The sequence below is a fragment of the Arthrobacter sp. ISL-5 genome (assembly GCF_018613835.1).
Classification (GTDB): Bacteria; Actinomycetota; Actinomycetes; order Actinomycetales; family Micrococcaceae; genus Arthrobacter.
The window spans coordinates 14,657-28,700 of sequence record NZ_JAGGPM010000004.1 but is presented as its reverse complement, the minus strand read 5'-3'; the positions used below and the strand labels follow the sequence as shown (position 1 = coordinate 28,700).

General features: G+C 62.1%; 12 protein-coding genes. 6 read left to right on the top strand and 6 right to left on the bottom strand.

The features are described 5' to 3' along the window. Positions 1-85 precede the first annotated feature (85 nt). The gene (locus J7I89_RS01660; protein WP_214966955.1) at positions 86-637 is read left to right on the top strand and encodes a substrate-binding domain-containing protein; all 552 of its coding nucleotides are present in this window, start codon (positions 86-88) and stop codon (positions 635-637) included. 127 nt (positions 638-764) lie between these two features. Here J7I89_RS01660 and J7I89_RS01655 read toward each other — a convergent pair whose 3' ends face one another. The 3 genes from J7I89_RS01655 to J7I89_RS01645 all read right to left on the bottom strand — a co-directional run bounded on the left by J7I89_RS01655 (position 765) and on the right by J7I89_RS01645 (position 3,550). Then, positions 765-1,304: an NAD(P)H-dependent oxidoreductase gene (locus tag J7I89_RS01655; RefSeq protein ID WP_214966694.1), complete on the bottom strand. Its 540-nt coding sequence runs from the start codon at positions 1,302-1,304 to the stop codon at positions 765-767. A gap of 281 nt (positions 1,305-1,585) precedes the next feature. Then, positions 1,586-2,623, bottom strand: coding sequence for an NAD(P)-dependent alcohol dehydrogenase (locus tag J7I89_RS01650; protein ID WP_214966692.1), 1,038 nt, complete (start codon positions 2,621-2,623; stop codon positions 1,586-1,588). 78 nt (positions 2,624-2,701) lie between these two features. Beyond that, complete coding sequence (locus J7I89_RS01645) at positions 2,702-3,550, bottom strand: SDR family oxidoreductase (protein ID WP_214966690.1); 849 nt, start codon at positions 3,548-3,550, stop codon at positions 2,702-2,704. Between the two features lie 148 nt (positions 3,551-3,698). Between J7I89_RS01645 and J7I89_RS01640 the strand changes: the two genes are divergently transcribed. Then, the gene (locus J7I89_RS01640) at positions 3,699-4,613 is read left to right on the top strand and encodes a helix-turn-helix transcriptional regulator (protein WP_214966689.1); all 915 of its coding nucleotides are present in this window, start codon (positions 3,699-3,701) and stop codon (positions 4,611-4,613) included. Positions 4,614-4,727: 114 nt separating this feature from the next. Further along, positions 4,728-5,588, top strand: a complete 861-nt coding sequence (locus tag J7I89_RS01635; protein WP_214966688.1) for a LuxR C-terminal-related transcriptional regulator — start codon at positions 4,728-4,730, stop codon at positions 5,586-5,588. Between the two features lie 158 nt (positions 5,589-5,746). On the opposite strand, the gene J7I89_RS01630 is transcribed toward J7I89_RS01635, so the two are convergent. Further along, on the bottom strand, positions 5,747-7,141 hold the full coding sequence (locus J7I89_RS01630; protein ID WP_214966687.1) for an MFS transporter: 1,395 nt from the start codon (positions 7,139-7,141) through the stop codon (positions 5,747-5,749). Between the two features lie 662 nt (positions 7,142-7,803). Here J7I89_RS01630 and J7I89_RS01625 point away from each other — a divergent pair. Beyond that, positions 7,804-8,403, top strand: coding sequence for a DUF1349 domain-containing protein (locus J7I89_RS01625; protein ID WP_214966686.1), 600 nt, complete (start codon positions 7,804-7,806; stop codon positions 8,401-8,403). A gap of 315 nt (positions 8,404-8,718) precedes the next feature. On the opposite strand, the gene J7I89_RS01620 is transcribed toward J7I89_RS01625, so the two are convergent. Continuing rightward, positions 8,719-9,888 (bottom strand): acetyl-CoA C-acyltransferase, encoded by a 1,170-nt coding sequence (locus J7I89_RS01620; RefSeq protein WP_214966685.1) that lies wholly within the window; start codon positions 9,886-9,888, stop codon positions 8,719-8,721. Further along, positions 9,885-11,081 carry an acyl-CoA dehydrogenase family protein gene (locus tag J7I89_RS01615; RefSeq protein WP_214966684.1) on the bottom strand — a complete coding sequence of 399 codons (1,197 nt, stop codon included), beginning with the start codon at positions 11,079-11,081 and terminating at the stop codon, positions 9,885-9,887. The genes J7I89_RS01620 and J7I89_RS01615 overlap by 4 nt, the downstream gene beginning before the upstream one ends. Before the next feature lie 482 nt (positions 11,082-11,563). On the opposite strand from J7I89_RS01615, the gene J7I89_RS01610 reads away from it, so the two are divergent. Then, positions 11,564-13,177 (top strand): AMP-binding protein, encoded by a 1,614-nt coding sequence (locus J7I89_RS01610; protein WP_214966683.1) that lies wholly within the window; start codon positions 11,564-11,566, stop codon positions 13,175-13,177. 97 nt (positions 13,178-13,274) lie between these two features. After that, entirely contained in the window at positions 13,275-14,039 is a 765-nt protein-coding gene (locus J7I89_RS01605) for an electron transfer flavoprotein subunit beta/FixA family protein (RefSeq protein WP_214966682.1), read from the top strand. The last annotated feature ends 5 nt before the right edge of the window (positions 14,040-14,044 follow it).

The window sequence follows — 14,044 nt, the reverse complement described above, 5'->3', positions numbered from 1 at the left end:
GGGACTGCGATGTTTCCTAAAAGCCCGTTGAAATAGAGAATCACAAATGCAGCAACGACAAGAAGCGTGATGATGGGCATCTGCCATTTTCAGCGGTCATCCCTCACAGCTGACCGCCATTGGCTTTCCCGCGCTCATCGAACATCTCGCATCCCTCGGCCACCAGAGGTTCCTCCACATCGCAGGCCCGACGACGTGGTCTGCTGCCCGAAACCGGTCCCGGGCCTACGAAGCAGCAATCGCAGAACAGGGCCTCCAATCCGAGGGAATCGTCTTCGGCGACTGGTCCGCCAGTTCCGGGTACGAGTCGATGTCGCGGATTGCCGCGGATCTCCAAGCCACCGCGGTGGTCGCCGCCAATGACCAAATGGCTCTCGGTGCCATGCTCGCACTCTCCGAGCAGGGAATCAGCATTCCCGGGGATGTCAGCGTGACAGGAGTTGATGACATCCCCGAAGCCGCTTACTTCTCCCCACCCCTCACCACGCTCCGGGTCGATTTCGCAGCTCAAGGGCGCGCGGCGGTCCAGGAGCTCCTGGGCCAGATCAATCGGACCCCACGGCCCTACGGCGACGTGTTGGCCTCAGAACTTATCACGCGGCGCTCCACCGGGCGTGCGCCGGGTACGCTCCCCTAAGCCGCCAGGACCACGGTATTCACCGGGGTACTGGCAGGAGGGGTACTACCAGCTGCTTCCGACCGCTTCGCACAGCGGAGCAAATCGACCATGGTCAGGCGAGCCGGGCCCGCTCGTGAGAGTGCGGTCAGGAGGCGAAGGAGGCGATCAGTTCGTTGTACTCCTTGGCGGCCGTTGTCAGCTCCTCGTCCGAGAGTCCGACCACCGTGCCATACACCTTGAACATCGGCTCGATGTCGAGCTGGCACATCCGCAAAGTTGCGTCCCAGCTGCCGAGGAGGGTCTCGATGGTGGTCTTGTTCATGCCCTCGGGAGTGTAGCTTTCTACAGAACCGCCGGCGGTGACGGCGACAACAGCTTTCTTGCCGGCCAATTGTGAGGGCGAGCCGTCGAAGGTGAAGGCCCAGCCATAGGTGAGAACGTCGTCCTGCCACTGACGGAACAAAGCCGGTGTGCTGTACCAGTACACCGGGTGCTGGAAGACGATCACATCGTGCTCCGCCAGTAGCGCCCGCTCGGCCTCGGCATCGATCTGGAAGTCGGGGTAGGCGGCGTAGAGGTCGTGCACGGTGACGTGGGCCAGATCGCGCACGGCGTCCAGCAACGCCGTGTTGTGCTTGGACTGGGCAAGGTCGGGATGACCTACGAGAATGAGAACCTTGGACATGGTGAAGAACCTCTCAGGGATGTGTGGAACGAAAGAATGATGTGTGGAATGAATGATGTGGGTTGATCGGGTGAGAGCTCGGTGAAATTCGCGATGCTCGGTGCTTCTCCTTCCCCGCCCGGACCGCAGCCCGGGACTGGGCAGAGAGGCGAACACACCACAGCGTCGCCGCTCCTCACCGCGGGGACCCCGCGGCGGTCTCTTATGGCGGTGTAAGCCGGGCTGATTGTTGCCCGCTCCGCCGTTACACCGCTCCGCGCGGGTGACCTCCTGGCGGCCGCTTACAGCGTGCCGGTGTCGATGACGAAGCGGTAGCGCACATCGGAGGCCAGGACGCGTTCGTAGGCGTCATTGATCTTGTTGGCCGGGATGACCTCGATCTCGGCCCCAATGCCGTGTTCGGCGCAGAAGTCGAGCATTTCTTGAGTTTGCCGGATGCCTCCGATCAATGAACCTGCGAAGGAACGGCGGCCAATGATCAGGTTGAATACGTTGACGGGGAGCGGTTCAGTGGGTACGCCGACGTTGACCATGGTTCCGTCCAGGGCCAGCAGCTGCAGGTAGGAGCTGATGTCGATACTCGCGCTCACTGTGTTCACGATGAGGTCGAAAGTGCCCGCGAGCTGTTCGAACGTGCCAGGATCGCTCGTGGCGTAATAGGCGTCTGCGCCGAGACGCAGGCCGTCTTCCTGCTTCTTCAGCGACTGGGAGAGCACGGTGACCTCGGCGCCCATGGCATGAGCGAGCTTGACGGCCATGTGACCGAGCCCGCCGAGGCCAACGACGGCGACCTTCTTGCCGGGGCCGGCGCCCCAGTGCCGCAGCGGGGAGTAGGTAGTGATGCCAGCGCACAGCAGAGGGGCGGCCGCGTCGAGCCCGATGCCCTCGGGAATGGTGACGACGAAGTCTTCGGTCACCACGACGTGGGTGGAGTAACCGCCCTGGGTGATGGAGCCGTCACGGTCCACGGCACCGTAGGTGGCGATGCCCTTGAGGCAGTACTGTTCCTCGCCCTTCAGGCAGTTTGCGCACTCGCGGCAGGAGTTCACCATGCAGCCGACACCGACGCGGTCACCTACTTTGTGCTTGCTGACTTCGGAGCCGACTTCCGCGACTATGCCGGCGATTTCGTGGCCCGGTGTGAGGGGGTAGGACGGAGGGCCCCAAACCCCGCGGACCATGTGGATGTCTGTCTGGCAGATTCCGGCGAACTTGATGTCGATCAGCACGTCGTGAGGGCCGATGTCCCGGCGCTCGATGGTGGTCGGGACGAGGTCCCCGGTCGCCGAGGTGACAGCGTATGCGTTAGTTGTCAGCACGTTTCTCCTGTTTTGAGTCTGTAGACGATAGTTGTTTGTGCACGGAAGCCGCGCGAAGGGCCTTGTAGTGCGGGGCGGTCAGGCGTTCACTTCATCGAGCGCGAGGGAGCCCGACAGCTCGCGGTGGGCGTTAGCCTGGGCAATGAGGTCTGCGGCTTTCTGCTCAGCTGCCCGGACGGCGTCGGCTCCGGCGAGGAAACGGACGGGGGGTTCGTCCATGGCGCTGATGGTGACCAAGGCGGCGGCGAGTTTCGCTGGGTCTCCGCCCTGCTTTCCGTTGAGAGACTTCAGCGCGGTGATCGTGTCCTGGGTCCGCTGGTTGTAATCCTGGAGGGAGAGTTCGGGCCAGATCGAGGAGCCGTCGACGAGGAGTTCCGTGCGAAAGAAGCCGGGCTCCACAACGGTGGTCTTGATTCCGTAAGGCGCCACGTCCAGGGCCAGGGTTTCCATCCATCCCTCGAGCGCAAACTTCGAGGAGGAGTAGGCGGAGCAGAAATCAACGCCGGTCAAACCCGCAGCAGAGGAGATGCTGATGACGTGCCCGGAACGCTGGGCCCGCATGACCGGCAGAACGGCGCGGGTTACGTTGAGCGGTCCGAAGAAGTTGGTGTCCATCTGCCTGCGGAACTGCTCAGGGCTGATGACCTCGAAGTAGCCGGCGTAGAAGTTGCCCGCATTGTTCACGAGCACATCGATGCTGCCAAACCGCGAAACGGCAGCATCCACAGCGGACTTTGCGGCGGCTGGATCAGTGATGTCCAGCGACACTGCCAAAAGGTTGTGATGCTCGCCGAGGGCCTCGGTGACCTTGTCGGCGTCGCGCGCTGTGGCGACGACGGAGAATCCGGCGTTCAGGGCGGCTTTGGCGATGTCGACCCCCATGCCCCGGGCCGCTCCGGTGATGAACCAGACGTTGTTCTCACTCATGGTGTGCTCCTCTCGAATATCTGAAGGGCAGGTTTCCCTGCGGCTGTAAATCCATTCAAGAGGTTCCGAAACGTGCAAGGGAGACCTCGTCTATAGGGTTAATACCGGGGCCCCCCAAAAAGACTTCCGACGGCGTACCGTCGAATACATGGAGAATCAAAGCGATATCCGCCAATTCCTGGCGACCCGCCGGGCACGGTTAACACCGCAGCAGGCCGGGCTGCCGGACTTTGGCGGCCGACGCCGGGTGCCGGGGCTCCGGCGCGGGGAAGTGGCCCTGCTCGCCGGCATGAGCACCGAATACTATGTACGCCTCGAACGGGGCAACGCCAAAGGCGTGTCCGAGGCAGTCCTTGACGGGATCAGCAGGGCGCTGCAACTCGACGACGCCGAGCGGACACACCTCCACGACCTCGTCCGCGCCGCGAACACCATGACGTCCGCCCAGCACCGGCGCCCTTCCAAAACCCAGCAGGTAGGACCCGGCATACAGCAGCTTCTTGATGCCATGACCGGCGTCCCTGCAGTTGTCCAGAACGGCCGCCTGGATATAGTCGCGGCCAACCAGCTCGGCCGCGCCCTGTTTTCCGAGCTCTACGCCCAGGCAAGCTCCACCGGCCGGGCAGGACAGCCTGCCAATTTCATGCGCTTCCTGTTCCTCTCCCCGGCGGCGAGGGACATGTACATCCATTGGGACGACGCAGCCCAACAAACAGTGGCGATGCTGCGCACGGAAGCAGGACGGGCAAGCGAGGACCGGGCACTCAGCGCCCTTGTGGGCGAGCTATCCACCCGCAGCGAGGACTTCCGGGTGCTCTGGGCATCCCACGATGTCCGGCTACACAGCACCGGTAACAGGAACATCCATCACCCGATCGTAGGAGACCTGGAGCTGAACTACCAGGCCATGCCGCTCTCCCCCGGCAACAACCTGCTGTTCATCGCCTTCACCGCCCAACCCGGGACACCTTCACACGACAATCTGCAGCTCCTCGCAAGCTGGGCTGCAACAACCAACCAAGCTCAGGCCATGGGCACACCCTCCCCCAGCGACACGCGCTAAAGGACCCTCAGGAGCGGAAGTGAATAAGCCAACCGCATATGCAGTCCGGCTGTTTAATTCCCAGGCCCTGCCGCCAGTCACTTGGGAACGCCACTGCCCTAAGGAAAGTCCGTCATGACGACGTATGAGTATTCCCGCCCCGATGACCGTGAGCTGCTCCGCGCCTCGCTCCGCTCATTATTCGCCGCGTTCCGCCCGGCTGTGCTTTTTGGGGGGATGGTGGATGGTGCCAGTCTTCGCCTGTCCGAGTTCCTCGGCACGGACACGGCTAGCCTGCAAAAGGTCCGAGTGGAACCGGGAACGGGTCTGGGCGGGCGAGTCCTGAGCCAGGGCCGGCCATTGCTGGTCCAGGACTACGTCGGCTCTGAAGCGATCACGCACGAATATGACCGTGTCGTTCGCCACGAACGCTTGAGGTCCATGGCCGCAGCACCCGTGGTCGTCCGCGGCAAGACCCGCTCGGTGCTGTACATCGCCGTCCGCGGCGAGGCCCCGCTCGGCGAGCGGGTCATCAGCGAGGCTATGAGTGCCGCGGCCGCCATGGCCGCCGAGATGAACATCCGGGATGAAGTGGACCGGCGCCTGGCCATTATGGCCGAGGCGCGGGTGCAGCCGGAGCTGTCGTTCGAGAGTACCTGGATGGAGCATGTCCGTCAGGCCCATGCTGATCTCCGCTCCCTCGCCAGCCGCGTGGAGGACGCCGAGCTCTCGGCGCAGCTGCAGCGGATTGGCGGATTTCTGATGCCTGCCCCTTCCGCGCCCGTGGCCGTCCAGTCGCTGCTCCGGCTCACGCCGCGGGAGCTCGACGTCCTGGCCCAGATGGCCTTGGGATGTTCCTATGAGGAAACGGCTGCCCGGCTCGCCCTGAAGCCTGTCACGGTCAAGAGCTACATGCAGAACGCGATGATGAAGCTGTCCGTCCACAACCGGGTGGAAGCCGTATCCGCTGCCCGGAAGCTGGGCCTGCTGCCGTAGCGGCCTCCGGATGGGGTCGCATTCGATTGGATGGCCACCTAAACGCCCGCCGCCTGGCCATCGGCCGCCGCAGGACAACGCCCTGAATAAAGGCTGAACCCCCGGCAATGGCGGGGTTTTCCGCTTAATCGGCAACCTCGCCTTGCCTTAAGTCAGCGTCAGGTCCTTAGGACGCCGGGGCCCGCTCCGTCGTTCGCTATTTCCTCACCAGAGGCCGGGGCAGGAACTTCTTCCATGTCGTGGTGCTCGCGGTTTGGAAGGGCCAGGGTGCAGGCGATGCTGAAAATGCCGATCCCGGCGAGCAGCAGGCCAACGGCCCAGGTTCCGGGAGACGTGGCCAGCTGTGCTGCGAGGAGAGGGACGATGCCGCCCCCAACCACACCGGCGAGGTTGTAGCCCATGCCAGCGCCAGTGTAGCGGTAGCGGGTTTCGAACAGTTCGGGCAGGAGCGCACCTGCTGGGCCGTAGGAGATCGCGAAGATCATCAGGGTGACGGTGAGCCCGACGCCGAATGCCAGAACAGTTCCATTGCTTAGGAGCGGGAAGAGCACCAGGGACCACGGTACAGCAATGATGCAGGACGTAGCGATGACCTTTTTGCGGCCAAAACGGTCGGACAGGATGCCCGAGGCCAGAGTGGCGGCGGCAACGAACACGGAGGCGATAATGCCCGTACTCAGAACCTCCACGCGGCTTAGTCCCATGCCCGTGGGGCTGGTAGCATAGCTGGTCAGGAAAGCGGTGCCGAGGTAGAAAAGCGCAAACAAGAGGGTCAGGGAACCACCAGCAAGCAGGATTTCCTTAGGCTGGCGCTTGATGGATTCCAGGATAGGGAGCTTGCTGCCGGCCACGGGCTGTTTGGCATTCTTGAACACCGGCGTTTCCTCTATGGTCGTGCGCACCCACAACCCGACCAGGACCAGGACGGCGCTGAGGATGAAGGGCACGCGCCAGCCGATGGTGATGAATGCTTCAGACTTGTCGCCAAGGGTGAGGTTGGTGATCAAGAACGTGGCGCTGGCCAGAGCGAACGCGATCGAGGGGCCGATCTGAGGGAAGGATCCGAAGAGCCCGCGTTTGCCTTTGGGCGCGTATTCGGCTGTGAGCAGTGTAGCGCCGGCCCATTCGCCACCGACGGCCAGGCCTTGGACGAAGCGCAGGAATACCAGCAGGATGGGCGCCGCGACGCCTATTGTCTGGGCATCCGGGATGAGGCCGATAGCCACCGTGGCGACGCCCATCATAAGCAGCGTTGTGATGAGTGTCTTCTTACGGCCGATCCTGTCGCCGTAGTGGCCGAAGATGATGGCCCCCAGCGGCCGGGCAAAGAACGCAACGGCGAAAGTTCCGAAGGAGGCCACCGTTCCAGCCGCCGCGCCCAGGGCTGGGAAAAAGACCACCGGGAAGACCAGTGCGGCCGCCGTGCCGTAAATGAAGAAGTCGTAGAACTCGATGGTGGTACCGGCTGCACTGGCGAAGGCTACTTTTCGCAGTGTCTTGCGACTGTGGGGTGACGGAGGCAAAACGGATGAAACGGGTGGAACAGAGGTCATGGGAATCTCCTTTGATATCCGCTCTGGTGTCTCACAATGTGACTAACATCACCGTAACTGGAAACAAGGACCTCCGAGTACCTCCGAAAAGAGGTACTCGGAGGTCCTTCAATTGCTCCGGTTAAAGTCCGAGTTCGCGGGCGATAAACATCAACTGGACCTCCGTGGGGCCCTCCCCCACTTCCAGGTCCGTGCACCTTTCGAGGGGGCCTTCTGCCGTCTGCGGGCCGATTGCGCGGATTCTGGATACGGAGGGCGGAAACAACGGCCCCGAGTATCAGCAGCACCGCCGTCACAGCCAACATCCGGTGAAGTCCATCCGGGCCGTTCCAGGGAGTCTTTCCATTCTCGGAGTAGACGATGTGCCCGAGTCCCAGCACACCAATCCTCAATTGAGCTCCGGTCCGACACGACCTCTCCGGGGAGGGACTGCTCGCCGCTCGAATGCTGATCTCCGCAATTGAAGATAGCTCTGAGCCCAATCCGTCGCACTACCTCCACGTCCACGTCGAAAGGCGTGCAACGACCGCGCTGATGACATCAACAGACTGACCAATCCCGATACCGATAAAAGCGCCCAACGGACCCGGGCAGCCACTATCTGTCCCCTACACTGACGACGGTGCATCATTCTGAGCCCACGACGATAGGAAAGATATAGCGTGAAAATAGTTATCCCAGGCCTGCCCCCTCTCGAGTGGGCTAACGGTCAAGGTTCTGCCGAAACGCCTACCAACGATGTGCTCCGCCTCATCGCGGCCGCAGGCGCCGACTGGAGTAACGACGCATTCGGGGGGCCTCAACAGCACGCAGCAACCCTGCTCGGCTTCGGCCCGACGGAAGACTTCTCTCTTTCGGCACGTGTCGTGGTTCGGGGTGAGAGAACCACATTCGACGCGGCCGTCCTGGCGATCTGGGGCGACAAAGACCACTGGGCGAAGCTTTGTTTTGAATATTCCCCGCAAGGACAAGCCATGGTCGTATCTGTAGTGACCAATGACTTCTCAGACGACTGCAACTCCACGTTCGTAACGGAGGACGCGGTCTACCTCCGTGTTACTCGATCAGGAGCGGGCTGGGCCTTTCATTCATCCGCCGATGGCCACAATTGGGAGTTCGTTCGGGTCTTCCGGATCGCCTATGACGGACCCATCAGCGTCGGTTTCCTGTCCCAAGCGCCGCTCGGCGACCTCTGCGTAGCCGACTTCGAAAACATAATGTACAGCACCAGCGTGCCCGCCGACTTCCGCGACGGAAGCTGAGATCCCACCAACTCAAAGCCCGCATTGGTCCTGAATGTCCCTGGCTGCTGTGATGCCGACACTCCGGTCCGTCCACATTCAATCTGTCGGTTCCGACGTCAGAACTGACAGATTGAATGAGACGGGACACTCGTGCCGTTGAATTCAACGGGGTGTTTCTGACTGAGTCTGCCCTCGATAAGCAGTCGCTATGCTCTCCAGCCAAGACCACACATGGTCCATTGCTGATGACATCACCGTGCCAGCACCTCTACTGGCCGGGACCGGTCGACGGCTCGGGGAATGCTCCGTCCATGTAGCCACCGGAATAACTTCCTAGAGTGATCTGAGGATGATGGCCGACCCCTGCCCGCCGCCGCCGCAGATGCCTGCGGCGCCCAGCCGTCCCGGTCCGAGCTCGACAAGTTGCCGTGCCAGTGTTCCGACGATCCGGGCACCGGATGCGCCGATTGGGTGTCCGAGTGCGATTGCCCCGCCGCGGGTATTGACGATGTCAGGATTGATCCCGAGTGTGCGGACCGATTGGACGGATACCGCGGCGAATGCCTCGTTGATCTCCACGGCGGCAAGGTCCTCCACTGTGGCGTTGATGTTTTTGAGGGCGGCTAGGATGGCGTTGGCGGGCTGGTCGTGGAGCCGCACGTCCGGGCCAGCCACCAGTGCGTGCGACTCCACCCTGGCCAGTGGCGACAGGCCCAGCCGTTCGGCGGCGGATTCGCTTACCAGGACCAATGCGGCGGCCCCGTCGGTGAGCTGCGAGGAGTTCCCTGCCGTGATCGTGCCTTCCCTGTCGAATGCCGGGCGCAGGCCATCGAGCGACTCCGTGGTGGTTCCGGCCCGGACGCCGTCGTCGTCGACTACGACGGTGTCTCCGCGGCGTGAGACCAGCGTGTAGGGTTCGATCTCTTCCGTAAGAAACGCCGCGTGGGCATCAGCGCGCTGGTGGGAGGCAGCCGCCCAGGCATCCTGACTGGTCCTGTCCAGGCCGTAGTCGGTATTGCCGTCTTCGGTCGAGATACCCATGGAGCGCTTTTCGAAGGCGTCGGTCAGGCCGTCGAGCTCCAGGGTGTCCAGGGCTTCCATGGCGCCATACTTTTGCCCGGCCCGCGCGTGGAAGGCGTGTGGGGCCAGGGACATGGACTCCTGGCCCAGCGCGACGACAATGTCCGCCTCGCCCCCAGAGATCAGGCGTTCTGCGGCTACGACGGCTTCCATTCCGGATAGGCACACGGCGTTAAGCGTCAGCGCAGGAACGCTCAGCGGAATGCCTGCGCCCACTGCGGACTGCCGGGCCGGGTTTTGCCCGGCGCCAGCCTGCAGGACGTGTCCGGCGATGACGTACTGCACGTCACTGGCAGCCACACCGGCGCGGCGAAGGGCTGCCGTGATCGCGTGGGCGCCGAGGGCTGTGGCGGGGATGGAGGCGAAGCGGCCGTTGAACCGGGAGAACGGAGTCCGTGCGTAGCCCGCAATTAGCGCGCTCACGCGTCGGCTCCTACGCGCTGGGACGGGGTGCCAAGTCCCAGTTGGCGGGCGATCAGCATCAGCTGGACCTCCGTGGTGCCCTCTCCCACTTCAAGGATCTTGGAGTCGCGGTAGTGGCGTGCCACGGTGAATTCGTTGATGAAGCCATAGCCGCCGAATACCTGCGTGGCGTCTCGTGCGTTGTCCATGGCTGCCTCGCCTGCGATCATTTTTGCGATAGCCGCCTCGGTTTTGAACGGCCTGCCGGCCAGCATCCGTGAAGCGGCGTCGTAGTACGCAAGTCTGGCCGTGTGGGTGCGCGCCTGCATCCGGGCAATCTTGAACTGGATGGCTTGGTACTTGCCGATGTTCTGGCCAAAGGCGCTGCGTTCCTTGGCGTATTTCACGGACAGGTCCACGCAGCCCTGCGCCGCCCCGGTGGCCAGGGCTGCGATGGCGATCCGGCCCTCGTCCAGGATAGACAGGAAATTGGCGTAACCGCGGCCTTCTTCGCCGAGCAGGTTTTCCTCGGGAACATGGACGTTGTTCAGGGTCAGCGGGTGCGTGTCGGAGGCGTTCCAGCCCACCTTGTTGTAGGCCTTCTCCGCTTTGAACCCCGGAGTGTTGGTGGGCACCAGGATGGTGGAGATCTCCTTCTTGACGCTGCCGTCCTTGCGTTCCTTCTGCCCCGTGACAGCGGTGACGGTGACCAGGCGGGTGATGTCCGTGCCGGAGTTCGTGATGAATTCCTTGTTGCCGTTGATCACCCAGTTCCCGTTCTCACGCCGGGCGTGCGTCTTGGTGCCGCCGGCATCGGAGCCCGCTTCCGGCTCCGTCAGTCCAAAGCCGGCCAGTGCCGAACCAGAAGCCAGCGACGGCAGCCACTCCTGTTTCTGGGCCTCGGTGCCGAAGCGGTACACCGGCATGGCGCCCAGGGACACGCCTGCCTCCAGCGTGATCGCCACGGACTGGTCCACCCGGGCCAACTGCTCCAAGGCCAGGGCGAGGGCGAAATAATCGCCGCCCATCCCGCCGTACTCCTCCGGGAAGGGCAGCCCGAAGAGTCCCATGTCGGCCATCTGGGAGACGACCTCGTAGGGGAAGCTGTGTTCCTCGTCGTGCTTGGCCGAGACGGGCGCGACGACCTCGTCTGCGAACTCGCCAACAGTCTTACTGAGGTCCTGGTACTCCTCGCTGAGCTCAAAATCAACCATGCTAGTGACTCCCTTTTCGTTGCTAGGTCTACTCCGCCGCGTCAGGTGCGGTGGCAGTTTCGGTGGTCCGTTCCCGTTCCACTCGAAGCCTCAAAAGGCCAACTGAGTTAGTAGTATTTAACTGAAATTTAGGTTAGTCTCAATTAACTGTGATGTCCAACACAAAAAAATTGTGTCTCTACGACGCACCTGCTGCCTTGCAGAAATTTCCTGCCGCCACCCCCGGCCGTGAACTCTGACCAAGGCGACCAATTGAGGGCGGCAAGGCCAAGGCAATCCGCTGGCCGGCTGTCACCTACGGAATTCCCTTCCCTTGAACGGCTTCTCACCGACGACCCTTACGAGAACGGATGCACCTTGAGTGATGTGACTATGGCAGCGTTGCCGGGCATCGACACCACTGCTCCCAAAACGACCAAGCCGGTCGGGCGTACCCCCGACCAAAAACACACCTTCATCCTCCACGGCTTTGGAGCGCAGGCATGAGGTCATACGCGAAGGGCGCGCTGGAGCCACCCCTTCTTGCCGAAACAATCGGCCAATCCTTTGAGCGGACGGTTGCCCGATACAGCGGGAAGGAGGCTCTTGTCGAGGTAGCCTCCGGACGGCGTTGGACGTGGGCTGAGCTGGACCGCGACGTCAATGATCTTGCCAGAGGGCTCCTCGCAGCCGGCCTGGAAAAAGGTGACCGGCTGGGCATCTGGGCGCCCAACTGCGCCGAGTGGACACTCGTCCAGTACGCCACAGCGAAAATCGGCGCCATCCTGGTCAATATCAATCCCGCCTACCGGACGCATGAATTTTCCTATGCCGTTAACCACAGCGGCTTGCGGATGCTCATCGCGGCCTCCCGTTTTAAGTCGAGCGACTACAGGACCATGATCGAGCAGGCTGCAGATGAAACTCCCTCCCTGGAACGGGTGGCCTACATTGACACTGATGACTGGGCCCATCTCATCGATTCGGGCCGGACGTTAGAAGAGGATGTCGTAGCTCAGCGGCTCGAGGACACGATGCCGGATGATCCGATCAACATCCAATACACCTCGGGGACCACCGGGTATCCGAAAGGGGCGACTCTCAGCCACCGCAACATCCTCAATAACGGCTATTTCACCACGGAGCTGATCCGCCTCGGACCTGATGACCGGCTCTGCATCCCGGTGCCGTTCTACCACTGCTTCGGGATGGTGATGGGCAGCCTGGGTTCCATGGCTCACGGGACGACCATGGTGATCCCATCGCCGGGCTTCGACGCAGAAGCAACGCTTCGGGCCATAGCTGACGAAAACTGCACGGCCGTATACGGCGTTCCGACCATGTTCATCGCTATGCAGAATCACCCCAAATTCGGCGATTACGACCTGACAAGCCTCCGCACGGGAATTATGGCCGGATCTGTCTGTCCCGTCGAGGTCATGCGGCGCTGTATCGAGGACATGAATATGACAGATATCTCCATCGCCTACGGCATGACTGAAACCAGCCCAGTCTCCTGCCAAACCCGGGCCGACGACGATTTGGAACGCCGTACCGCAACTATCGGTCGGGTTCACCCTCACTTGGAGGTCAAGATCGTTAACCCATCAACGGGCGACACCGTCGAGCGAGGTCAATCGGGTGAGTACTGCACCCGCGGCTACTCCGTGATGTTGGGGTATTGGAACGATGATGCGAAGACTCGTGAGGCGGTCGACGCCGACGGCTGGATGCATACCGGGGACCTCGCGGTGATGCGGGAGGACGGCTACTGCACGATTGTGGGTCGCATCAAGGACATGGTCATCCGTGGAGGTGAGAACATCTATCCCCGCGAAATCGAGGAATTTCTATACAGTCACCCGGACATTGAAGACGTCCAGGTCATCGGGGTACCGGACGAGAAATACGGCGAGGAACTTTGCGCCTGCATCAAAATGAAAGCGGGCGCGGAGCCTCTGGATGTCCCAGCGATACGCGCCTTCGCCAACGGCAAACTAGCCCGCTACAAAATTCCGGTATACGTCATCCTGGTCGACGAATTTCCGACCACCGTCACAGGGAAAATCAGAAAGATTCAACTCCGCGAAGAGGCCTCGAGCATCCTGCGGCTGTGACATTCCAGCTGCGGGCACGAATAAACAGTGACACCGCAATCACCTTTTCAACAAGCAGGGTCGGGTTCATCATGCATATTTTCAGAGGAGTGGATGGATGAAGATCGTAGTACTTATGAAGCAGGTTCCCGATACTGAGGAGGGGCTCAGTCTTGACCTCTCCACCGGGCTGCTGGAGCGTCAGAACGGCGAATTAGTGCCCGATGAGATAAACGAACGTTCCCTCGACGTCGCCCTGTCCTACAAAGACTCCCACAAGGGAACCGACGTAGTTGTGCTGTCCATGGGTCCGGACGCGGCAGGTAAGGCGGTGCGGAAAGGCCTGCAGGTGGGTGCCGACTCGGCCGTCCACATCGCTGACCCCGCACTTTCCGGCGCCGACGCGCTGCGGACCGCCACAGTGCTGGCGGCCGCCCTGAACACCATGAGCTTCGATCTGGTGATCGCAGGAAATGCATCTACTGATGGGAGCGGCGGAGTGGTACCCGCGATGATCTCCGAAATTCTGGGGCTGCCACTGCTCGGAGCCGTGCACAGCGTAAGAATCACGGAGGAGTCCGTAGCCGCGGAACGCGAGGAGGATGGCCGTCGCACCTCCGTGCACGCGGCAATGCCGGCCCTGATCTCAGTGACCGAACGCTCCGCCGAGCCACGGTTCCCGAGCTTCAAGGGCATCATGAGCGCGAAGCGCAAGACCGTGACCACTTTGTCGCTTGCGGACCTGTCGGACGTCGCTGCGTCCCGCTCTGCAGTGCTGGCAGTGGCCAAACGCCCGGCTCGGACGGCGGGTGTCAAAATATTCGACGACGGCGACGCCGGACTTCAGTTGGCCGCGTTCCTGGCCTCTTCCCAACTCATCTAAGGAAT

What these genes read in the sequence shown, in the direction of transcription:
- J7I89_RS01645 (WP_214966690.1), bottom strand. Translation starts at nt 3,550, where the DNA reads ATGAGTGAGAACAACGTCTGGTTCATCACCGGAGCGGCCCGGGGCATG.
- J7I89_RS01635 (WP_214966688.1), top strand. Translation starts at nt 4,728, where the DNA reads ATGACGACGTATGAGTATTCCCGCCCCGATGACCGTGAGCTGCTCCGC.
- J7I89_RS01605 (WP_214966682.1), top strand. Translation starts at nt 13,275, where the DNA reads ATGAAGATCGTAGTACTTATGAAGCAGGTTCCCGATACTGAGGAGGGG.
- J7I89_RS01640 (WP_214966689.1), top strand. Translation starts at nt 3,699, where the DNA reads ATGGAGAATCAAAGCGATATCCGCCAATTCCTGGCGACCCGCCGGGCA.
- J7I89_RS01630 (WP_214966687.1), bottom strand. Translation starts at nt 7,141, where the DNA reads ATGACCTCTGTTCCACCCGTTTCATCCGTTTTGCCTCCGTCACCCCAC.
- J7I89_RS01610 (WP_214966683.1), top strand. Translation starts at nt 11,564, where the DNA reads ATGAGGTCATACGCGAAGGGCGCGCTGGAGCCACCCCTTCTTGCCGAA.
- J7I89_RS01655 (WP_214966694.1), bottom strand. Translation starts at nt 1,304, where the DNA reads ATGTCCAAGGTTCTCATTCTCGTAGGTCATCCCGACCTTGCCCAGTCC.
- J7I89_RS01615 (WP_214966684.1), bottom strand. Translation starts at nt 11,081, where the DNA reads ATGGTTGATTTTGAGCTCAGCGAGGAGTACCAGGACCTCAGTAAGACT.